Here is a 21,938-nt window from a genome sequence, read left to right as displayed (position 1 = left end):
CTCTTATCGCCCATTTAGGCAGTTTCGGGGAATACCGCAACGATGTCCAGCGTGACGGTCGCTACTATCATCGGGGTTCACAGAAGAACCCGCATTACGCTTTCAGATTACGCTTACCCAGATAGCAAAGGTAGCAACGAACAGGCTGACGGAGACGAAAGACAAAACGTCGTAGACGAGATCGGTCATTGGAATAACTCCTCTTTGTTCACGTATGTTTATTTTTTGTTCCATTTTTGTTCTAAAGTCAACACCCGTTCTGCTGCAGTCATGTATTTAAGGTTTATGAAAAATAAACATGCAATCGCCGGCAGCATGGCCACCGGCGTTCAATGATCAACAATATGAGATGTCATGCGGAGAACAGCTGACGCAGAATGCTAAAGCATCCACGGTTTAAACTGAACCATTGGAAATGCGATCTATAGCTGCTTTTACAGCGGTTCCAGTTGAGAATGAACGTTGGAACCGCTGCAACTATTTGGCTTTATGTATTATCCGACGCATCGCAGCAGGAAAAGAAATCAGTCCGACGAACTGATTTCCATGCAGAGGCGCTTCGCACTTTTGCTGGAAATACTTTTAAACTTCCCTTTGGACATCAGACATCGACGACCTTGCCCTCTTTAAGGGTGACGCGACGATCCATACGACGAGCGAGCTCATGGTTATGGGTCGCGATCAGAGCTGCCAGTCCCGACTGCCGCACGAGCGCCTCAAGCGCCCCAAAGACGTAGGACGACGTGGTCGGGTCAAGGTTGCCTGTCGGTTCATCCGCCAGCAGAACCAGCGGTGCGTTAGCCACCGCACGCGCAATTGCAACACGTTGCTGCTCACCACCAGAAAGCTCGGCAGGACGATGCGACGCACGTTTGCCGATCTTCATATAGTCGAGCAACTGTTGCGCACGCACAGTTGCAGCCTTCGGTGGAAGGCCGCGGATCATCTGTGGCATCATCACGTTTTCCAGAGCCGAGAACTCCGGCAGCAGGTGATGAAACTGATAAACAAAGCCGACATCGTTGCGACGAACAGCAGTTCGCTCGTCTTCCGACAGGCCGCCACATGAACGGCCATCAAGAATGACGTCGCCTGCATCCGGACGCTCAAGCAGACCCGCCGTGTGCAGCAGGGTCGACTTGCCAGCGCCAGACGGCGCAACAAGTGCCACCATCTCTCCGCGACGCAGTGTAAAGTTCGCGTCCTTCAGAATAACGAGTTCGCGATCAGCTTCCTTATAGGCACGGCTGACATTTTCCAGACGCAGAATGACTTCAGCCGCCATTATTCATACCTCAGGGCTTCGACCGGATCGAGCTTGGCAGCGCGCCATGCCGGCAAAATGGTGGCAATAAAAGAAAGGACCAAAGCCATTGCTATAACGGAGAATGTTTCACCAACATCCATCTTCGCGGGCAGCGTGCTCAGGAAATAAAGCTCCGGATTAAACAGGGTCGTGCCCGAAAGCCACGAGAAAAACTGGCGAATCCGCTCTACATTGAGACATACGACGACACCGAGAACCACGCCTGCAAGCGTACCCGTCACGCCAATCGCGGCACCCGTCATCAGGAATATTCGCATGACCGCGCCACGCGTTGCCCCCATGGTTCGAAGGATAGCAATGTCGCGCCCTTTATCCTTCACCAGCATGATAAGGCCGGAAATGATATTGAGTGCGGCCACAAGCACGATCAGCGTCAGGATCATGAACATGACGTTACGCTCAACCTGCAAGGCAGAGAAGAACGTCTGGTTGCGCTGACGCCAATCGACCATGGAGATTTGACGCGCTGCAACTTCCTCAACAGGTGCGCGCATGGCGTCTACTTTATCAGGATTATCGACAAAGATTTCCAGCGACTGAACTTTGCCTTCCTGATTGAAGAAAAGCTGCGCTTCCGATAGCGGCATCATGACGATGGACGCATCATATTCCGACATACCGATCTCAAAAATCGCGACAATCGGGTAGGCTTTGACGCGCGGGTTGACGCCAAATGGCGTCACATCGCCATCGGGTGAGATAACGCGCAGCGTATCGCCAATAGAAAGGCCAAGGTTTTCAGCCATACGTGTGCCAATTGCCACGCCGCCGCCCTGATCAAAGCCCTGCAAAGTGCCTTGCTTGATATTGTCAGAAACGAGCTTGAGCTTGGCAAGATCTTCCTCACGAAGACCACGAACCAGAGCACCAGTGCCTGCGCCGATATTGCCCTGCACCAAAGCCTGTCCTTCGACGACAGGAATAGCAAATTTCACACCGGAAATGCCGTCAATGCGGGTAATCAGGCTGGCATAATCATCAAGTGGCCGATCTATCGGCTGCATGATGAGATGTCCGTTGATGCCCAGAATTCTATTCAGAAGCTCAGCGCGGAAACCATTCATCACCGCCATAACGATGATGAGTGTAGCGACGCCGAGCATGATACCGGTGAACGAGAAACCGGCAATCACCGAAATAAACGTTTCGCGGCGGCGCGCTCGCAGATAGCGCCATGCGATCATCCGCTCAAAGGCTGAGAATGGGCCAGAAGAAGGTGCCTTATCAGACGCCTTCTGCTTACCATCAGATTTTGCTGCCGCCGCACTGCTCATGTTTAAGCCGTCAAAAGGTTGATTGCTGCTTCGACGGTGAGATTCTGACGCTCACCGGTCTTACGGTCCTTGACCTCGACTTCGCCAGCCGCAACGCCACGCGGGCCGACGATAACCTGATAAGGCAAGCCGATCAGATCCATTGTCGCAAACTTGGAACCCGGACGGTTATCCGTGTCGTCGAGAAGCGGATCGATCCCAGCATTGGTGAATGCTTCATAAAGCTTTTCGCTCACGCCATCGCAGCCTTCATCGCCCGGCTTCATGTTGACAATGCCAACACCGAAAGGCGCAATCGCCTTTGGCCAGATGATGCCTGCTTCGTCGTGGGACGCTTCAATAGCAGCCGCCACCAGACGCGAAGGACCGATACCGTAAGAGCCCATCGAAACAAGGTGTTCCTTGCCATCTGGGCCCTGCACTTTTGCGCCCATTGGCTCGGAATACTTGGTGCCAAAATGGAAGATATGGCCGACTTCAATGCCACGCGCGGAAACCTGATCGCCGGCTTTCACCGCTGACCATTCCGCTTCATCATGCATTTCGTCAGTTGCCGCGTAAGGCGTCGTCCAGCGAGTGACGATATCCGTCAGCTGTTCGTCATTTCGGAAATCCGTATCTGCGCCCGGAACGGCGAGATCGAGATAGGCTTTATCGCAATAAACCTGGCTTTCGCCGGTTTCAGCCAGAATGATGAATTCGTGGCTGAGATCACCACCGATCGGGCCGGTATCGGCACGCATCGGAATTGCCTGCAGACCAACGCGAGCAAAGGTGCGCAGATATGAGACGAACATGCGGTAGTAAGCCATCTTCGCGCCCTCATAATCGAGGTCGAACGAATAGGCGTCTTTCATAAGGAACTCACGCGAGCGCATCACGCCGAAACGCGGGCGCACTTCGTCGCGGAATTTCCACTGAATGTGGTAGAGGTTAAGCGGCAGATCCTTATAGGAACGCACGTAGGAACGGAAAATATCCGTGACCATTTCCTCATTCGTCGGTCCGAAGAGCATTTCACGCTCCTGACGGTCCTGAATGCGCAGCATTTCTTTGCCGTATGCATCATAACGACCGCTTTCACGCCAAAGGTCGGCGGACTGGATCGTCGGCATAAGAATTTCATTCGCGCCAGCACGGTTCTGCTCTTCACGAATGATGTTGCAAACCTTGTTGAGCACTTTCAGACCAAGCGGAAGCCATGAATAAATGCCTGCCGACTGCTGACGGATCATACCCGCGCGCAGCATCAACCTATGAGAGACAATTTCTGCCTCTTTTGGGTTTTCCTTCAGAATGGGCAAAAAATACTGCGACAGACGCATCGTGACCACCGATCAAGAGAGAGATTGCCTGAATATCAACTGAGTGCGTGTAGAATCAGGCAAAAATTAAGCAAACTTGCCGGTTTCATAACGGGTTATGCCGCTGTTGAAAACCCGCCCGCCTCCGCTTTGCTGATATGGGTTTTTGCCATCCACAAACATCACCTAAACATGAAAGTAGATCGCAAGAAACTATACACAGCGAGATTTATATTCAATTTCAATACATTAATTAAACTGCACATCCTTCTGGGAAAAATTACGAACGAAATATGACATTGTGAAAGATTTTTGGTGACAAAAGCTGTGCAGTCCGCTATTTTTTTCATCAATAAGCCTAACAACGGAATTAACCGTTGGTTCACGCGGTCAAAGTCTTGGGAGGATGGATCCAGGCGCGATTACTCGCTGCCGCCAGTAAAATGGAAACGGGTCGAACGCGTATTCGACTAGCAAGGCGAAAGCCTTGCTTTTTTTTTGGCTTTACTTAACTCACAATACAAAAAGCCAACTCCCGCAGAATTAACCCATTGATAGTTTTATTATTTCTCTGACTGCAAAACGCAGCGTCGGGTGCTCTTTTTTATTGACTTGAACACCATGATATCGACAGCCGATTTTCATCGTAGAGCGAGTTTCTCTAAGCGCTAATTTTCTATCGATTCAAACAGTTATAAAGAATTGATGAGTTTTAGATTCATAGCCTGTAGGCAGCAACAGCCGCGAAAATGCCTAGCGTGAACCAAATGCCTAAAAAATAGGCATTTGGTTTTTTCATCTTACAAATCTCTGAAAATAGAGTGTCCGCTTTTACTTCAGATCGGGAAAGAAGTGCGGAATATCATCAAGCCCAAAACCCTGGACCTGCGTCATGTAATAATAGAGGCAGAAGATAGCGGTCGCGACAAATGTCGTACGCAGAAAGGCGAGACCGATGCGTGGCTTTGCAGGAGCACTGGCAACGGTGCCCAATGTGACTTCTTTTTCTTCAGCCTGTGTGCGCAAACCAACTGGTAGAAGGGCAAACAACGTTATCCACCAGAAGATAAAATACATTGCGACGCCGGAAACGATGGTCATTTCATGCCTCCTCAAGCTCGATCAGTGTCCCATTGAAGTCCTTGGGATGCAAAAATAGTACGGGCTTTCCGTGAGCACCGATCTTTGGCTCGCCGTTACCGAGAATGCGTGCGCCTTCCGCTTTAAGATGGTCACGAGCGGCGATAATATCTGCAACTTCATAGCAAAGATGATGCATACCGCCGGAAGGGTTCTTTTCCAAGAAGCTTGCGATGGGCGATCTCTCGCCCAAAGGCTCAAGCAACTCGATCTTGGTATTGCCGACGTCGATGAAAACCACAGTCACACCATGTTCAGGCAAAGCCTGTGGCGCGGTAACTTTCGCGCCCAGCTGCCCGCTATAGAGCGCAGACGCGGTCTTTATATCCGGAACCGCGATTGCGACATGGTTCAGGCGTTCAAGCATCAGTGTCCTCCTCCCGAAAACTGAAGCCTACTTTATCCGGTTGATAAACACCGTCACTACCGGCTTTTTGCCCCATGCCTCATTTGTCGCAGCGCGAACAGCGCGGCGAACAGATTCACGGACGACTTCCAGATCCTTGCGGCGGGCGCGCGGAATGCTGTCGATAGCTTCGATTGCGGAATCGAGCAGAATATCTTCCATCAGATCGCCCTGCGCATCTTCTTCCGGCAGACCGAAAGCCACGAGATCAGGCTCGTCCATGATCTTGAAATCGCGATCAAGCAGCACGGAAACAGCAACATGACCGACATAGGCAAGCTTGCGACGCTCAACCATACCGATTTCGTCTTCGTCACCGATCAGCTTGCCGTCCTTGTATATACGACCAATCGGGGCTTCATCGATGATTTCAGCCTTGCCGGGAGCAAGGCGCAGCATATCGCCGTCGCGCACCTGCGCAATCTCTTCGATGCCTTCCATTGCACCAAGCGAACCCTGAGCAACCAGATGCGCGGCTTCTCCATGAACAGGCACAAGAATCTTCGGGCGCACCCATGAATACATGCGCTTCAACTCAGCTCTTCGCGGATGGCCTGAAACATGCACAAGCGCATCATCATCGCTGATCAGCTTGATACCCTGATCGATAAGCTTGTTCTTGATGTCTAGAATGGCCTTTTCATTGCCCGGAATTGGACGCGACGAGAAAATAACTGTATCGCCAGCCGAAAGCGCAATGCTGCGCATTTCATCACGTGCCAGCTTCGCAAGCGCTGCACGCGGCTCGCCCTGACTGCCCGTGAGGATCATCACGACGTTTTCACGCGGGATATAGCCATAATCGTCTTCGCTGAGGAACTCAGGCAGGCCTTCCATATAGCCAAGCTCGGTCGCCACAGCGATTGTGCGTTTCATGGAACGACCAACCACCAGCACCTGACGACCCGCATCGCGTGCGGCTTCGGTGATCGAGCGAATACGCCCAACATTCGACGAGAAAGTCGTAATGGCAACGCGTCCACGCGCGTTTTCAATGAGTTCGCGCAGGCTTTCGCCGACTTGACGCTCGGATGGAGATTCCCCTTCGCGCATCGCATTGGTGGAGTCGCAGACGAGCGCCAGAACACCCTGATCACCAAGCGCACGGAAACGTGCTTCATCAATCAACGGCCCCATTGAAGGGTCCGGATCCATCTTCCAGTCGCCGGTATGAACGACCGTGCCAAGTGGCGTGGTAATCGCCAGCGAAACAGGTTCAGGGATCGAGTGCGTAACTGCAATCGCTTCCAACTTGAACGGGCCGATTTCAAAGCTTTCACCCGCCTTGAAAATATTCATCGGGATTTCCGGCGCACCGAATTCAGACTGGCGCTTGGCTTCGAGCAGGCCAGCCGTGAATGGCGTTGCATAGACGGGTGCCTTCAGGCGCGGCCACAGATCAAGCAATGCGCCGTAGTGGTCTTCGTGCGCATGCGTGATGACGATGCCGCGCAGATTGTGCTTTTCAGCTTCGAGAAAACGAATGTCAGGGAGAATAAGGTCCGCGCCCGGATGTTCCGGTCCGGCAAAGCTTACGCCCATGTCAACCACGATCCATTCACGATTGTCTTCAGGACCAAAGCCATACATGGCGAGGTTCATGCCGATTTCGCCGACACCGCCGAGCGGCAGGAAGACAAATTGCGTCGATGGTGAGCGGGGCATAATGCCTCCCTGTTCTAACTTCGTTTTAGAGTGTCTTCTTAGCAAATTGATTCAGCTTAACACTCTAACTTTTTGATATAATGCGCATCCTGTTCCGGAAGAGAAAACAATTCTTCACCGAAGATGCTCTGATTATGCCTCTGTTGAACCGACTACCGATAGTTTGCAAGCCCGGAACGGCGCAAACTGAGGCCTATTGTGCACATATATTGCTTCAGGAAACGGCTTTAACAGATGCTGCCGTTCCAAAATAGACATCGCCAGCGGTCACAGGCACGCGTGTTCCATCGTCCTCACGGATGACCAGCCGACACTCCGAATCGATAGTTTCAAAAACGCCTTCAACAATCCGGCCATTGAGCTGCATAGCAACAGGCTGGCCGAGACCATGCGCGCGCTTGAGCCAAAGTTCGCGAATATTGTTCAATCCCCGCCCTTGATCCCAGATGCGGTAATATTGGCACCATGCATCGGAAAGTGCCAGAAACAGCGTAGCAGCATCCGTATTGCCGCCCAATCCGTTGATCGAGGTTGCGGCGTAAGGCAAGCCCTCAGGCGCTGCAACGACATTCGTGCCCATGCCAATCGCTATTCCGAAACGTCCATCCGAGAGCATGGTTGATTCAAGCAGAATCCCGGAAAGCTTTGCGCCATCAACCAGCACATCATTCGGCCATTTGAGCGCGACATTGACGCGGGCAGCTACAGCTTCTGGCAAAACGGCGTCAACAGCATCCGCCAAGGCGAGACCTGCGACAAAACCGAGTGTGGCGGCAGTTTTGGGATCAAAACGTTCAACGAGAAGCAGAGTGGCGGCAAGATTGCCTTCGGGCGCGGTCCACGTACGGCCACGACGCCCTCGTCCGCTCTCCTGTTTGGGAGAAACGAACCAGAGGCGCCCAGCATCCCCGGCATTAGCCTGTGCAAGCGCCTCTGCATTGGTAGAACCAACGACCGGAAAAAACTCCAGTCGGTATTCGTCTGCTAAAGCCGCAGGTGCCAGCGTGAAACCCATGCCATCACCTGCGGCCTTATTCATTGTCATGCTCAGAAGAACGTCTTCGCTGCAGTTTCAGCCAAGCCGCCGAGCCAGCCACCGATCAGTCCATAGAACAGAACGAAAGCACCCGAAACGAGCAGTACCAGACGCAGCTCAATTGCTGCTGGAACGAAAGTCGTTGTTGGCTCATCGAACCACATGATCTTGATCATGCGCAGGTAGTAGAATGCACCAACAACCGAAGCGACGATACCGATGATTGCCAGCGGATAAAGACCCACTTCAACGGCCGCAACGAAGGTGTACCACTTACCGAAGAAGCCAGCGAGCGGCGGAATACCAGCAAGCGAGAACAGCATCATGGTCATGATGGTTGCCATCACCGGATTGGTGCGCGACAGACCAGCAAGATCTTCGATCTGCTCAACATTGCCGTCCTTGGTCCGCATGGACAGGATGAAGGCAAAGCTACCCAGCGTCATGACGAGATAGATCGCCATGTAAAGAGCGACACCCTTAACACCAACAACCGTACCGGCAGCCAGACCAACGAGAGCATAGCCCATGTGGCTGATCGACGAGTAGGCCATCAGGCGCTTGATGTTGCGCTGACCGATAGCGGCAAAAGCACCCAGCACCATCGAAGCGATCGCGACGAAAGTGATAACCTGCTGCCAGTCGTGAGTCACAGGAGCAAATGCGCCTTCAACAACACGAACGATCAGAGCCATCGCTGCCATCTTTGGAGCGGCTGCAAAGAATGCGGTTACAGGCGTTGGCGAACCTTCATAAACGTCCGGCGTCCACATATGGAATGGAACAGCGGAAATCTTGAAGCAGAGACCTGCCAGAATGAACACCAGACCGAAGACCAGACCAAGCTGACGCTCGCCGCCGCTGATTGCGGTTGCGATTTCGGCAAAGCCGATATGGCCGGTGTAACCGTAAACAAGGCTGATACCGTAGAGCAGCATACCCGACGAAAGCGCACCCAGTACGAAGTACTTGAGGCCAGCTTCTGTCGAACGAACGCTGTCACGGTTGAAGGCAGCAAGCACATAGAGTGCAAGCGACTGCAGTTCGAGCCCCATATAAAGCGTCAGCATGTTCGATGCCGACACCATGATGAGCATGCCGAGCGTCGAAAGCACGATCAGCACTGGGAATTCGAACTTGTCGAACTTCTCTTCACGCGCAAAGCCAACGGACATAACGAGTGTCACGATGGAGCCAATCAGTGTCAGCGCCTTCATGAAACGTGCGAAGCCATCGCTTACAAAGCCACCGCCGAAAGCAGTGCCGTTGTGCGGGAAGATCACGACAAGAGCCAGTGCTGCAATCAAAACAGCGACTGCAAGTCCATTGACGAGGGTTGAGGCGCGCTCTCCGGAGAACACGCCGATCATGAGCAATGCCAGTCCGCTCAGCGCGAGGAGAACCTCGGGAGCTGCGAGAGACAGGGAAGCAATCAGGTCGGTTTGCATCAAGCCTACGCCTTTACTTACTGCGCCAGCGTAGCGCTAGCGGCATTTGCCAGCGCTGCGTCGTAATTAGTAACCAGTGCATGCACGGCGCTTGCGGTCGCATCAAAGACCGGAACCGGATACACACCGAAGAAGATAGTGAGGATCACAAGCGGATACAGGATCAGCTTTTCACGCGGGCTGAGGTCGAGAAGGCCCTTGAGGCTTTCCTTGGTCAGCGCACCAAACACCACGTTGCGATAGAGCCACAGCGCATAAGCTGCCGACAGGATCACACCCGATGTCGCGAACAGTGCAACCCACGTATTGACGCGGAAGACACCGAACAGCGTGAGGAATTCACCCACAAAGCCCGAAGTACCCGGAAGACCCACATTCGCCATTGTCAAGATGAGGAAGGCAACCGCATATTTCGGCATGTTGTTGACGAGACCGCCAAAGGCCGAAATCTCACGGGTATGCATACGGTCATAGATGACGCCTACGCAAAGGAAGAGCGCGCCCGAAACAATACCATGCGAGAGCATCTGGAAGATTGCACCCTGCACGCCCTGCTCGTTGGCGGCAAAGATACCCATGGTCACATATCCCATGTGCGCAACCGACGAGTAAGCAATCAACTTCTTGATATCTTCCTGCACCAACGCCACGAGCGAGGTGTAGACGATAGCAATTGCAGATAATGCAAAGACGAATGGTGCAAAATCGGCAGATGCAAGCGGGAACATCGGCAGCGAGAAGCGCAGGAAGCCGTAGCCGCCGAGCTTCAGAAGAATACCAGCCAGAATGACCGAGCCTGCCGTCGGCGCTTCAACGTGCGCATCAGGCAACCAGGTATGAACCGGCCACATTGGCATCTTGACCGCGAAGGACGCGAAGAACGCCAGCCACAGCCACGTCTGCATACCTGCCGGGAAGTCGTACTTCAGCAGTTCGACGATATTGAGCGTACCGGCCTGCCAGTACATTGCCATGATCGCGATCAGCATCAGCACGGAGCCGAGCAACGTGTAGAGGAAGAACTTGAAGCTTGCATAAACGCGGCGCTTGCCACCCCAAACACCGATGATGATGAACATCGGGATAAGGCTTGCTTCAAAGAACACGTAGAACAGGAACAGATCGAGCGCGCAGAACACGCCGATCATGAGCGTTTCCAGAATAAGGAAAGCGATCATGTATTCCTTGACGCGCTTGTCGATAGCCAACCAGCTTGCCAAGATGCAGAACGGCATGAGGAAAGCGGAGAGCACGACAAACAGCATGGAAATGCCGTCAACGCCCATGTGGTAGGAAATGCCACCACCGAGCCAGTCAATCTGCTCGACCATCTGGAAGCCTGGATTTGAATTATCAAATCCGGCCCAGATAACCAGGGATAGAATGAAGACGAAAACCGTGGTCAGCAGCGCAACATTCTTGATGTTGCGACGCGAGGCTTCGCTGTCATCCTTGATGAGAAGGATCAACAAGGCGCCGACGAGCGGCAGGAATGTGACCGTAGAAAGAATTGGCCAATCGGTCATCAGAAAGAGCTCCCGAGCATCATCCAGGTGACGAGCGCGGCGACGCCGATAAGCATCGCGAATGCGTAGTGATAAAGGTAACCCGACTGCATCTTCACAACGCGACCCGTAACATCAAGAACGCGTGCGGCGACACCATTAGGACCGTATCCATCGATAATCTTGCCATCACCGACCTTCCAGAAGAAGCGGCCGAGGAAACGAGCAGGACGCACGAAGATAAAGTCATACAATTCGTCGAAGTACCACTTGTTGAGAAGGAACTGGTACAGACCACGATGACGTTCTGCGAGTGCCTTTGGAATGTGCGGCGCACGGATATAGAAAATCCAAGCCGTTACCAGACCGATCAGCATAGCGATGAACGGCGACAACTTAACCCACAGTGGAACATGGTGATAATGCTCCAGGATTTCGTTGCTTGGCAACGTGAAGAGCGCACCCTTCCAGAACTCGGCATATTCGTGACCGAAGAAGAATTCCTTGAATACGACACCTGCAAGCAGAGCGCCAACAGCGAGGATCAGCAACGGTACCAGCATCACCGGAGGCGATTCATGGACGTGATGCATGACTTCAGCGGAAGCGCGTGGCTTGCCATAGAAGGTCATGAAAATCAGACGCCATGAGTAGAAGCTGGTGAACATTGCCGCGATCACGAGGAGCGTGAAAGCGTAGCCCGATGCGAGGCTGTGCGATGCAAAGACCGACTCGATGATGGCATCCTTCGAGAAGAAGCCAGCGGTACCGATGATCGTGCCTGGTACACCCAGACCCGTAATCGCAACAGTACCAATCATCATCATCCAGTAGGTGATCGGGATCAGCTTACGCAGACCACCCATGCGACGCATGTCCTGTTCTTCAGACACGGCATGGATAACCGAGCCTGCGCAAAGGAACAGAAGAGCCTTGAAGAAAGCGTGCGTGAACAGGTGGAATACAGCAGCACCGTAAGCGCCAACACCCAGAGCCGCAAACATGTAACCAAGCTGCGAACAGGTCGAGTAAGCGATAACGCGCTTGATGTCGTTCTGAACCAGAGCAACTGTTGCAGCGAAGAAAGCTGTTGTTGCACCGATGATCGTCACGATCAGCAGAGCAGTGTGCGAGAGTTCGAAGATCGGCGACAGGCGCGCAACCATGAACACACCCGCGGTCACCATCGTTGCCGCGTGAATAAGCGCGGAAACAGGTGTCGGGCCTTCCATCGCGTCAGGAAGCCAGGTGTGCAGCAGGAACTGCGCGGACTTACCCATAGCACCCATGAAGAGCAGAAGGCAGACAACCGTCAGAGCGGTTTCCTTGTGCAGCTCATAGCCGAGGAAGTTAAGAACAACCGAACCGGCATCGCTCGCACCTTCAGCTGGCAGATAGGTCGCTGCAGCTGAGAAGATCGTGTTGTAATCAACCGACTGGAACAGCGCGAACAGACCGAAGATGCCGAGCAGGAAGCCGAAGTCACCAACGCGGTTGACCACGAATGCCTTCATTGCAGCAGCATTTGCCGATGGCTTCTGGAACCAGAAACCGATCAGAAGGTAGGATGCGAGACCAACGCCTTCCCAGCCGAAGAACATCTGGATCAGATTGTCCGACGTTACCAGCATGAGCATGGCAAAGGTGAAGAGCGAAAGATAAGCAAAGAAGCGCGGACGATGTGGATCGTGGTGCATGTATCCGATCGAATAAATATGCACCAATGCCGACACCGAGTTGATCACGACGAGCATAACGCCAGTCAGCGTATCAACACGCAGAGCCCAATCAAACGACAGCGAACCGGACGTAACCCAGTGAAGAACAGGGATACGAATTGTTTCGGCATCGTGGCCAAGTGGGATCTTGAAGAACACGACCCATGACAGGATCGCGACGATCACCATCAGGCCGGAAGTGATGTATTCACTCGCTTTGGCTCCGATCTTGTTGCCGAACAGGCCAGCAACAAGAAAGCCGATAAGCGGAAGGAAGACGATCGCGTAGTAGAGCATTTGCCCGTCAACCTTTCATAACATTGACGTCTTCCACCGCGATGGAGCCGCGATTACGGAAGAAAACAACGAGGATTGCCAGACCGATAGCTGCTTCAGCAGCCGCAACAGTCAGAACGAAGAGCGCGAAAACCTGTCCGACCATATCGCCAAGCACAGAAGAAAACGCCACGAAATTGAGATTGACCGAGAGAAGGATCAATTCGACAGACATCAGGATAACGATGACGTTCTTACGGTTTAAGAAGATACCGAAAACGCCAAGGGTGAACAGGATGGCCGAAACGGTCAGATAATGAGAAATACCGATTTCCATATTCTTATCCTCAGATGCCCTTGCCCGGTTCGACCTTCTTGATCTCGATCGCCGTCTCAGGCGTACGAGCGACCTGATCCGGGATCGACTGGCGCTTAACATTCGGCTTGTGCCGCAGCGTCAGAACGATCGCGCCAATCATGGCTACGAGAAGGACCAATCCTGCAATCTGGAAGTGGAAGACGAAGTCGGTGTAAAGAATATCACCGAGGGCTGCGGTGTTGGTGCGTTCAGCAAGATCAGGTATCGGAACGGCGCCCTGCCCCAGCTTAGGCGTGAACATCGAACCCGCAAAAACAACAATCAGCTCGCCCAAAAGAATGAGACCGACCAGAGCGCCAACCGGCGCATATTGCAGCGCACCGCGCTTCAATTCGGAGAAGTCAACATCCAGCATCATGACAACGAAGAGGAAGAGAACCGCCACAGCACCGACATAAACGACGAGCAGGATCATGGCGAGGAACTCGGCCCCCGTCAGCAGGAACAGCGCCGCTGCATTGAAGAAAGCGAGGATCAGAAACAGCACCGAATGCACGGGGTTGCGTGCCGCAATCACCATGAACGCGCTTGCGATCATGATAAAGGCGAACAGATAGAAGAACGCTGCCGCAATACCTGTCAGCATGGGGATCCCCCAACACCTTTCCGTGGACAAAGCCTGATTGCTTCATCCGCTTTAGTCTTTGTTTGCCGCGAATAATCGCGAAACTTAAATTCCAGCAACAAGACGGGCCGCCCCTTCTTGTTGCCGCTTTTCAAACCGGATGCCGAAACAAAGTTTCAGCAAAACCAATCAGCGATATGGCGCATCCATCGCGATGTTGCGCGCAATTTCGCGTTCCCAGCGATCGCCATTGGCAAGGAGTTTGTCCTTGTCATAGTACAGCTCTTCGCGGGTTTCGGTCGCAAACTCGAAGTTCGGACCTTCAACGATTGCATCCACCGGACAGGCTTCCTGACAGAAACCGCAATAGATGCACTTCACCATATCGATGTCGTAACGCACAGTGCGGCGCGTGCCGTCATTGCGGCGTGGACCCGCCTCAATGGTGATTGCCTGCGCCGGGCAGATCGCTTCGCAGAGCTTGCAGGCAATGCAGCGTTCTTCACCGTTGGGATAACGGCGCAGCGCGTGCTCGCCACGGAAACGTGGCGAAACGGGACCTTTTTCATGCGGGTAATTCAGTGTCGCCTTGGGCGCAAAGAACTGACGCATGGAGAGGAAGAAAGCACCGACGAATTCCTTGAGAAGGAGGGATTTCGCGGCTTGTGCGAATGAAGCCATTTGTCTTTCTCCTTACACCAGATCGAAGACTTTGATGACGGTCGCGGTCAGAACAACCATTGCCAGCGAAATCGGCAGGAACACTTTCCAACCCAGACGCATCAGCTGGTCGTAACGGTAACGCGGTACGAAAGCCTTCACCATGGCGAACATGAAGAAGCAGAAGCAGAGCTTGAGCATGAACCAGATGATGCCCGGAACCCAGTTGAGGAACCATACGTCAACCGGAGGCAACCAGCCGCCAAGGAAGAGTGTGGTCATCAGGGCGCACATCAGCGTGATCGCCACATACTCGCCGAGGAAGAACAGAAGGAACGGCGTGGACGAATATTCGATCATGTGACCGGCCACGAGTTCAGATTCAGCTTCGACAAGATCGAATGGCGGACGGTTCGTTTCAGCAAGCGCCGAAATGAAGAAGATCACGAACATCGGGAACAGTACCAGCCAGTTCCAGTCGAGGAACGAAGCAGGCAGGCCGAGCGATGTACCGAGACCCGTATTCTGCGACAGCACGATATCAGTCAGGTTGAGCGAGCCAACCGTCAGAAGAACCGTGACAATCACGAAACCGATCGACACTTCATAAGAGACCATCTGTGCTGCCGAACGAAGTGCCCCGAGGAATGGGTACTTCGAGTTCGAGGCCCAGCCGCCCATGATCACGCCGTAAACTTCAAGCGAAGAAATGGCGAAGATATAGAGAATGCCGACATTAATATTAGCAATCGCCCAGCCTTCATTGACCGGGATGACTGCCCAGGTTGCCATTGCCAGAACCGCTGAAACAAACGGTGCAAGAAGGAACACGCCCTTGTTTGCGCCCGAAGGAATGATTGGTTCCTTGAAGACGAACTTCAAAAGATCGGCGAAAGCCTGAAAGAGACCCCATGGACCAACAACGTTTGGTCCGCGGCGAAGCTGAACAGCTGCCCAGATCTTACGATCCGCATACAGCAGGTAAGCCACGACGATCAGCAATACGACAAGCAGAACGACCGACTTCAGCGCCATGATTAGCGCGGGCAAGACGTAAGCTGCAAAAATTCCGTCCATTATTCCGTCTCTCTCTCGCTTACTCAGCTGCCTGTTGGAAGCTGCCGGCCGCAAGCGCCGAGCACTCGGCCATGACAGCGGAAGCACGCGCGATTGGGTTCGTCAGGTAGAAATCCTTGACCGGCGAAACGAACGCAGCGCCGCCGGAAATGTTGGATGCCTTTGCAGCCAGCGCGACGATGTCGTCGGCCGAAGCAGGCGCAATAGTGTCGATCGCCATCATATGCGGGAAGTCTGCATAGAGCTTGGCGCGAAGCTGTGCGAGGCTGTCAAATGGCAGACGCTTGCCGAGCGTGTCGGAAAGAGCGCGCAGGATTGCCCAATCTTCCTTTGCTTCGCCCGGTGCGAAACCAGCACGGTTGCCGAGCTGTACGCGACCTTCAGTGTTGAGCCATGTACCCGACTTTTCGGTATAAGCTGCACCTGGGAGGATAACGTCAGCGGCATGTGCACCGGCATCGCCATGCGTACCGATATAAACAACAAAGCTCGAACCCTTGGTCGTCATGTCGAGTTCGTCTGCACCGAGCAGGAACACAACATCGAGATTGCCCAACATATCGCGAGCAGCCTTGCCGCCCTCACCCGGAACAACGCCGAGATCAAGAGCACCGACCCGGGAAGCAGCTGTGTGAAGAACCGAGAAACCGTTCCACTCACCGTTGATTGCACCAACATCCTGAGCAAGTTTTGCAGCGGATGCGAGAACTGCTGCACCGTTTTCGCCGGTGAGTGCGCCCTGACCAATGATGATCAGTGGGCGTTCAGCCTTTGCCAGCACGTCGCGGAATGCGTTCTTACCCGAAGCAACTGCTGCGAGTGTGTCTGCGCCTGCACCCAGATATTCGTAGTCGTAACGCAGTTCAGCCTGTTCGCCGATCAGAGCGATCGGGAAATGGCCCATGCGCTGACGCTTGCGAATACGAGCGTTCAGAACAGCGGCTTCAACGCGTGGGTTGGAGCCGATGATCAGAAGAGCGTCAGCATTTTCAATGCCTTCGATCGTTGTGTTAAAGAGATAGCTTGAACGACCCAAAGCTGGATCAAGTGCTACGCCATCCTGACGGCTATCGATATTCTTCGAGCCGAGCGATGCAATGAGGCTTTTCAGAGCATAGAGTTCTTCAACCGAAGCCAGATCGCCAGCGACTGCACCAATCTTGTCAGCGGAAGTAGCGGAAACCTTGGCAGCGATTGCTGCGAAAGCTTCTGGCCACGATGCTGCAACAAGACGACCATCCTTGCGAACATATGGGCGATCAAGGCGCTGGGTGCGCAGACCATCCCAGATGAAGCGGGTCTTGTCGGAAATCCACTCTTCGTTCACCGCTTCATTGACGCGCGGCATGATGCGCATCACTTCACGGCCACGGGTATCAACGCGGATGTTCGAACCGACAGCATCCATCACGTCGATGGTTTCAGTCTTGTTCAGTTCCCACGGACGAGCCTGGAATTCATATGGACGCGAAGTCAGAGCACCAACCGGGCAAAGGTCGATAACATTGCCCTGCAGTTCCGAGGTCATTGCGCGTTCAAGATAGGTGGTGATTTCAGCATCTTCACCGCGACCGATAAGGCCGAGCTCAGAAATGCCAGCCACTTCAGTCGTGAAGCGGACGCAGCGCGTGCAGTGAATGCAGCGTGTCATCACGGTCTTGACGAGTGGACCAATATACTTGTTCTCAACAGCACGCTTGTTTTCACGATAGCGCGAGCCATCGGTACCAAATGCCATTGCCTGATCCTGCAGATCGCACTCACCTGCCTGATCGCAAATCGGGCAATCGAGCGGATGGTTGATGAGCAGGAATTCCATCACGCCTTCGCGGGCCTTCTTGACCATAGGCGTGTTGGTGAAAATTTCAGGTGCTTCGCCGTTCGGGCCAGGACGCAGATCGCGAACACCCATAGCGCAGGATGCTGCCGGCTTTGGCGGTCCACCCTTCACTTCAACAAGGCACATGCGGCAGTTTCCAGCGATGGAAAGCCGTTCGTGGAAACAAAAACGCGGGACTTCAGCCCCCGCGGCTTCGGCAGCCTGAAGGAGCGTATAGTGATCGGGTACTTCGATCTCTGTGCCGTCAACCTTAATATTTGCCATCGCTTATCCAAACCTGCGGCTCTTGCCGCATCTTCCAGATGTCAAACTCTAAAGTCCGCCCTTCCCGGGCGGACATACAACGTATTCTTCCGCTTACTCAGCCGCTTCGAGGCGGATGTTGCGGCTCTGAACAGCGTTGCGTGTATAATCGTCAATGCGCTTTTCAATTTCCGGACGGAAATTGCGGATCAAGCCCTGAATAGGCCATGCAGCAGCATCACCAAGCGCGCAGATCGTGTGACCTTCAATCTGCTTGGTTACGTCGAGAAGCATGTCGATTTCGCGCTTCTGCGCGTTACCCTTGACCATGCGTTCCATGACGCGCCACATCCAGCCCGTGCCTTCACGGCAAGGCGTGCACTGGCCGCAGCTTTCATGCTTGAAGAAAGCTGAAAGACGGGCAATTGCCTTAATCACGTCAGTGGACTTGTCCATGACGATCACGCCGCCCGTACCGAACGAAGATTTCTTTTCGCGCATACCGTCAAAGTCCATGATGGCATCCATCATGTCTTCGCCCTTGATAATCGGGCAGGAAGCACCGCCAGGAATAACACCGAGCAGATTGTCCCAGCCACCACGGATACCGCCAGCGTGCTTTTCGATCAGCTCGCGGAAAGTAATGCCGAGGCTTTCTTCAACGGTGCAAGGCGTGTTCACATGACCAGAAATCTGGAACAGCTTGGTGCCGACGTTGTTCGGACGACCAATAGACGAGAACCATGCACCGCCGCGACGCAAGATTGTCGGAGCAACAGCAATCGATTCAACGTTGTTAACAGTCGTTGGGCAGCCATAAAGGCCCATGTTCGCAGGGAACGGAGGCTTCAGACGTGGCTGGCCCTTCTTGCCTTCAAGGCTTTCGAGAAGAGCTGTTTCTTCACCGCAGATATAAGCGCCAGCGCCGTGATGGAGGAAAATATCCATATCCCAGCCGCACTTATTGTTCTTGCCCAGAAGGCCAGCGTCATAGCACTCATCAATTGCTGCCTGCAGCGCTTCACGCTCACGCATGAATTCGCCGCGCAGATAGATGTAAGCGGTATGGGCGCTCATGGCACAACCGGCGATCACGCAGCCTTCGATCAGCGTATGCGGATCGTGGCGCAGAATTTCGCGGTCCTTACAAGTGCCCGGCTCTGATTCATCGGCATTCACGACGAGGTAATGCGGACGATCCGTCACTTCCTTCGGCATGAATGACCATTTGAGGCCAGTCGGGAAGCCTGCACCACCACGTCCACGAAGGTTGGAAGCCTTCATTTCGTTGATGATCCAGTCGCGGCCCTTTTCGATGAAGCCCTTGGTGTTATCCCAATGGCCACGCGACATAGCGCCTTTCAGCGACTGGTCTTTAAAGCCATAAATATTGGTGAAGATGCGATCTTTATCAGCCAGCATGTCTCACCTGCTTCCGTCTTTGGTTGCGGCTTCAGCTTCCGCCTTTGCCTTTGCTTCGGCTTCCGCCTTGGCTTTGGCAACTGCGGCATCCGATGCCTTACGGGTTTCCAGACCAACTTTTCTGTAGTCCAGATCTTCGGTCAAAGCCGTCAGTCCGCCCATAGGCTCAGACGTGATGCGGCCATCCTGTGGACCTGGCTTAACAGTGTCGCCCTTGCCTGCTTCGAACGTATCGATGATTTCAGCCAGGCGTTCTGGCGTCAGATCTTCATAAGCGTCCTTGAAGATCATGACCATCGGTGCATTGACGCAAGCGCCCTGGCATTCGACTTCTTCCCACGACAGCGTGCCTTCGGCATTAAGCTCGAAAGGATCGTGGTGGATTTTATGACGGCAAACATCCATCAGGGCTTCCGAACCACGCAACATGCATGGCGTGGTGCCGCAAACCTGAATGTGCGCGCGAGTGCCAACTGGCTTGAGCTGGAACTGCGTATAGAAAGTCGCAACTTCTAGAACGCGGATCAGCGGCATATCGAGCATATCAGCGACATGTTCAATAGCGGCTTTCGTGACCCAGCCATCCTGTTCCTGCGCACGCATGAGCAGCGGAATAACAGCCGACTGCTGACGGCCTTCCGGATATTTTGCGATCGTCTTGTGCGCCCAGGCCTGGTTTTCCGCGTTGAAAGCGAAACCAGCCGGCTGGACGGCATCATCTGCGAGACGGCGAACGGACATCAGCGGTCAACCTCACCAAACACGATATCGAGCGAGCCAAGAATTGCCGACACGTCAGCCAACATGTGGCCGCGGCACAGGAAATCCATAGCCTGAAGATGGGCAAAGCCCGGTGCGCGCAGCTTGCAGCGGTAAGGCTTGTTGGAGCCATCCGATACGAGGAAGACGCCAAATTCACCCTTTGGTGCTTCAACTGCTGCGTAAACTTCACCTGCAGGCACATGGTAGCCTTCCGTGTAAAGTTTGAAGTGATGGATGAGCGCTTCCATCGAGCGCTTCATCTCGCCGCGCTTCGGCGGCACGATCTTGTTGTCGGTGTTCGAAACAGGACCGACGCGTTCCTTGCCAAGCAGAAGATCTACGCACTGGCGCATGATGCGAGCCGACTGGCGCATTTCTTCCATACGGATCAGGTAACGGTCATAGCAGTCACCGTTCTTGCCGATAGGAATATCGAATTCCATTTCGTTGTAGCATTCATAAGGCTGCGACTTACGCAGATCCCATGCTGCACCCGAACCGCGAACCATGACGCCCGAGAAGCCCCATGCCCATGCATCTTCGAGCGAAACAACGCCAATATCGACGTTACGCTGCTTGAAAATGCGGTTTGGCGTAATCAGATCATCGAGGTTCGTAAGCGTCGTCGACAAAAATGGATCAATCCATTTGCCGATATCTTCAATGAGCTGATCAGGCAGATCCTGATGAACGCCACCTGGACGGAAGTAAGCTGCGTGCATACGGGCGCCACAAGCGCGCTCGTAGAACACCATCAGCTTTTCACGCTCTTCGAAGCCCCAGAGCGGCGGCGTCAGTGCGCCGACGTCCATGGCCTGCGTGGTCACGTTCAGAATGTGGTTCAGGATACGGCCGATTTCCGAAAAAAGAACGCGGATCAGCTGGCCACGTTTCGGCACTGTGATGCCGAGCAGACGCTCAACAGCCAAAGCGTAGGCGTGTTCCTGGTTCATCGGCGCTACGTAATCGAGGCGGTCGAGATAAGGAAGTGCCTGAAGATAGGTCTTCGTTTCCATCAGCTTTTCAGTGCCGCGATGCAGCAGACCGATATGCGGATCGACGCGTTCCACGACTTCGCCGTCGAGTTCAAGAACAAGACGCAAAACGCCGTGCGCAGCAGGATGCTGCGGACCAAAGTTGATATTAAAGTTGCGGACCTGAGTCTCAGCCATGTTCAGCTTCCTGTCGCTCAGTTCGTCTTGGCTTTCTCATCGCCCGGCAGGACGTAATCCGTCCCTTCCCATGGCGAGAGAAAATCAAAATTGCGGAATTCCTGTCGCAGCATGACAGGCTCATAAACGACACGCTTTGCTTCATCGCTATAGCGAACTTCAACAAAACCAGTCGTTGGGAAGTCTTTGCGCAGCGGATGACCTTCAAAACCGTAATCGGTCAGAATGCGACGCAGATCCGGGTGGCCAGAGAACAGAACGCCATACATGTCGTATGTTTCACGTTCAAACCACTCAGCACCGACGTAAACGCCGACAGCTGAAGGAACCAGCGTATCTTCATCGGCCTTAACCTTCACACGAATGCGGAGGTTCTGGCGTGGAGACATGAGCTGATAGACAACATCGAAGCGCTGAACGCGCTGCGGATAGTCTACGCCGGAAATATCCGTCAGGTTCACGAACTGGCACTGCACGTCATCGCGCAGAAACGTCAGAACGCTGATCAGGCTCGTAACCGGAACATTAAGAGTAAGCTCGCCATAGGCCAGCTTCGCCTCTTCGATCGCATCGCCGAGACGTTCTTTTACATAGCCGGAAAGTTCACCAAGAGCTTCTTCGCTCATATCTCTAACTTCCTCTTTTAGATTTCGACCCATCCTTGGGAAAACGGATCGAACTCTAATAAACCCTCTTGCACCAACGGGACTGCGAAAGCC

20 protein-coding genes are annotated in these 21,938 nt (G+C 53.6%); 1 reads left to right on the top strand and 19 read right to left on the bottom strand.

Translation table 11 applies throughout. From position 1 onward, the window contains the following. The first annotated feature begins 42 nt into the window (after positions 1–42). Positions 43–336: a hypothetical protein gene (locus tag CEV34_RS13195; RefSeq protein WP_094543767.1), complete on the top strand. Its 294-nt coding sequence runs from the start codon at positions 43–45 to the stop codon at positions 334–336. Between the two features lie 265 nt (positions 337–601). Here the strand turns inward: CEV34_RS13195 and CEV34_RS13190 are convergent, their stop codons facing one another. The 19 genes from CEV34_RS13190 to CEV34_RS13095 form a co-directional block, all read right to left on the bottom strand. After that, positions 602–1,285 (bottom strand): ABC transporter ATP-binding protein, encoded by a 684-nt coding sequence (locus tag CEV34_RS13190; protein WP_007874573.1) that lies wholly within the window; start codon positions 1,283–1,285, stop codon positions 602–604. Beyond that, entirely contained in the window at positions 1,285–2,601 is a 1,317-nt protein-coding gene (locus CEV34_RS13185) for a lipoprotein-releasing ABC transporter permease subunit (RefSeq protein WP_007874571.1), read from the bottom strand. The genes CEV34_RS13190 and CEV34_RS13185 overlap by 1 nt, the downstream gene beginning before the upstream one ends. A gap of 2 nt (positions 2,602–2,603) precedes the next feature. After that, positions 2,604–3,926 (bottom strand): proline--tRNA ligase, encoded by a 1,323-nt coding sequence (proS, locus tag CEV34_RS13180; protein ID WP_007874570.1) that lies wholly within the window; start codon positions 3,924–3,926, stop codon positions 2,604–2,606. An 810-nt stretch (positions 3,927–4,736) separates the two neighbouring features. Further along, a complete protein-coding gene (locus tag CEV34_RS13170) occupies positions 4,737–5,006 on the bottom strand; it encodes a DUF1467 family protein (RefSeq protein WP_007874566.1) in 270 nt (89 codons plus the stop codon). Position 5,007: 1 nt separating this feature from the next. Then, a complete protein-coding gene (gene mce / locus CEV34_RS13165; protein ID WP_007874564.1) occupies positions 5,008–5,412 on the bottom strand; it encodes a methylmalonyl-CoA epimerase in 405 nt (134 codons plus the stop codon). 27 nt (positions 5,413–5,439) lie between these two features. Next, the gene (locus tag CEV34_RS13160; protein ID WP_007874557.1) at positions 5,440–7,116 is read right to left on the bottom strand and encodes a ribonuclease J; all 1,677 of its coding nucleotides are present in this window, start codon (positions 7,114–7,116) and stop codon (positions 5,440–5,442) included. 214 nt (positions 7,117–7,330) lie between these two features. Beyond that, positions 7,331–8,131 (bottom strand): biotin--[acetyl-CoA-carboxylase] ligase, encoded by an 801-nt coding sequence (locus CEV34_RS13155; RefSeq protein ID WP_007874556.1) that lies wholly within the window; start codon positions 8,129–8,131, stop codon positions 7,331–7,333. 32 nt (positions 8,132–8,163) lie between these two features. Continuing rightward, on the bottom strand, positions 8,164–9,600 hold the full coding sequence (gene nuoN, locus CEV34_RS13150; RefSeq protein WP_007874555.1) for an NADH-quinone oxidoreductase subunit NuoN: 1,437 nt from the start codon (positions 9,598–9,600) through the stop codon (positions 8,164–8,166). A 17-nt stretch (positions 9,601–9,617) separates the two neighbouring features. Continuing rightward, positions 9,618–11,126, bottom strand: a complete 1,509-nt coding sequence (locus CEV34_RS13145; protein WP_007874554.1) for an NADH-quinone oxidoreductase subunit M — start codon at positions 11,124–11,126, stop codon at positions 9,618–9,620. Beyond that, positions 11,126–13,120 carry an NADH-quinone oxidoreductase subunit L gene (nuoL, locus tag CEV34_RS13140; protein WP_007874553.1) on the bottom strand — a complete coding sequence of 665 codons (1,995 nt, stop codon included), beginning with the start codon at positions 13,118–13,120 and terminating at the stop codon, positions 11,126–11,128. Before nuoL ends, CEV34_RS13145 begins: the two co-directional genes overlap by 1 nt. Before the next feature lie 7 nt (positions 13,121–13,127). Further along, on the bottom strand, positions 13,128–13,436 hold the full coding sequence (gene nuoK / locus CEV34_RS13135) for an NADH-quinone oxidoreductase subunit NuoK (RefSeq protein ID WP_007874552.1): 309 nt from the start codon (positions 13,434–13,436) through the stop codon (positions 13,128–13,130). Positions 13,437–13,446: 10 nt separating this feature from the next. Next, entirely contained in the window at positions 13,447–14,064 is a 618-nt protein-coding gene (locus tag CEV34_RS13130) for an NADH-quinone oxidoreductase subunit J (protein WP_007874551.1), read from the bottom strand. A gap of 168 nt (positions 14,065–14,232) precedes the next feature. Continuing rightward, positions 14,233–14,724 (bottom strand): NADH-quinone oxidoreductase subunit NuoI, encoded by a 492-nt coding sequence (nuoI, locus tag CEV34_RS13125; RefSeq protein WP_007874549.1) that lies wholly within the window; start codon positions 14,722–14,724, stop codon positions 14,233–14,235. 12 nt (positions 14,725–14,736) lie between these two features. Then, on the bottom strand, positions 14,737–15,780 hold the full coding sequence (gene nuoH / locus CEV34_RS13120; protein ID WP_007874545.1) for an NADH-quinone oxidoreductase subunit NuoH: 1,044 nt from the start codon (positions 15,778–15,780) through the stop codon (positions 14,737–14,739). Between the two features lie 19 nt (positions 15,781–15,799). Continuing rightward, positions 15,800–17,884, bottom strand: a complete 2,085-nt coding sequence (gene nuoG / locus CEV34_RS13115) for an NADH-quinone oxidoreductase subunit NuoG (protein ID WP_007874543.1) — start codon at positions 17,882–17,884, stop codon at positions 15,800–15,802. 93 nt (positions 17,885–17,977) lie between these two features. Continuing rightward, complete coding sequence (gene nuoF / locus CEV34_RS13110) at positions 17,978–19,285, bottom strand: NADH-quinone oxidoreductase subunit NuoF (protein ID WP_007874542.1); 1,308 nt, start codon at positions 19,283–19,285, stop codon at positions 17,978–17,980. Positions 19,286–19,288: 3 nt separating this feature from the next. Continuing rightward, complete coding sequence (nuoE, locus tag CEV34_RS13105; RefSeq protein WP_007874541.1) at positions 19,289–20,026, bottom strand: NADH-quinone oxidoreductase subunit NuoE; 738 nt, start codon at positions 20,024–20,026, stop codon at positions 19,289–19,291. Further along, positions 20,026–21,219 carry an NADH-quinone oxidoreductase subunit D gene (locus CEV34_RS13100; RefSeq protein WP_007874540.1) on the bottom strand — a complete coding sequence of 398 codons (1,194 nt, stop codon included), beginning with the start codon at positions 21,217–21,219 and terminating at the stop codon, positions 20,026–20,028. The genes nuoE and CEV34_RS13100 overlap by 1 nt, the downstream gene beginning before the upstream one ends. A gap of 17 nt (positions 21,220–21,236) precedes the next feature. Beyond that, the gene (locus CEV34_RS13095) at positions 21,237–21,845 is read right to left on the bottom strand and encodes an NADH-quinone oxidoreductase subunit C (protein WP_007874539.1); all 609 of its coding nucleotides are present in this window, start codon (positions 21,843–21,845) and stop codon (positions 21,237–21,239) included. Positions 21,846–21,938 lie beyond the last annotated feature (93 nt).

It is taken from the genome of Brucella pseudogrignonensis, assembly GCF_002252525.1.
GTDB lineage: Bacteria > Pseudomonadota > Alphaproteobacteria > Rhizobiales > Rhizobiaceae > Brucella > Brucella pseudogrignonensis.
The sequence above is the reverse complement of the archived record's forward strand: the minus strand, read 5'-3'. Positions and strand labels throughout refer to the sequence as shown.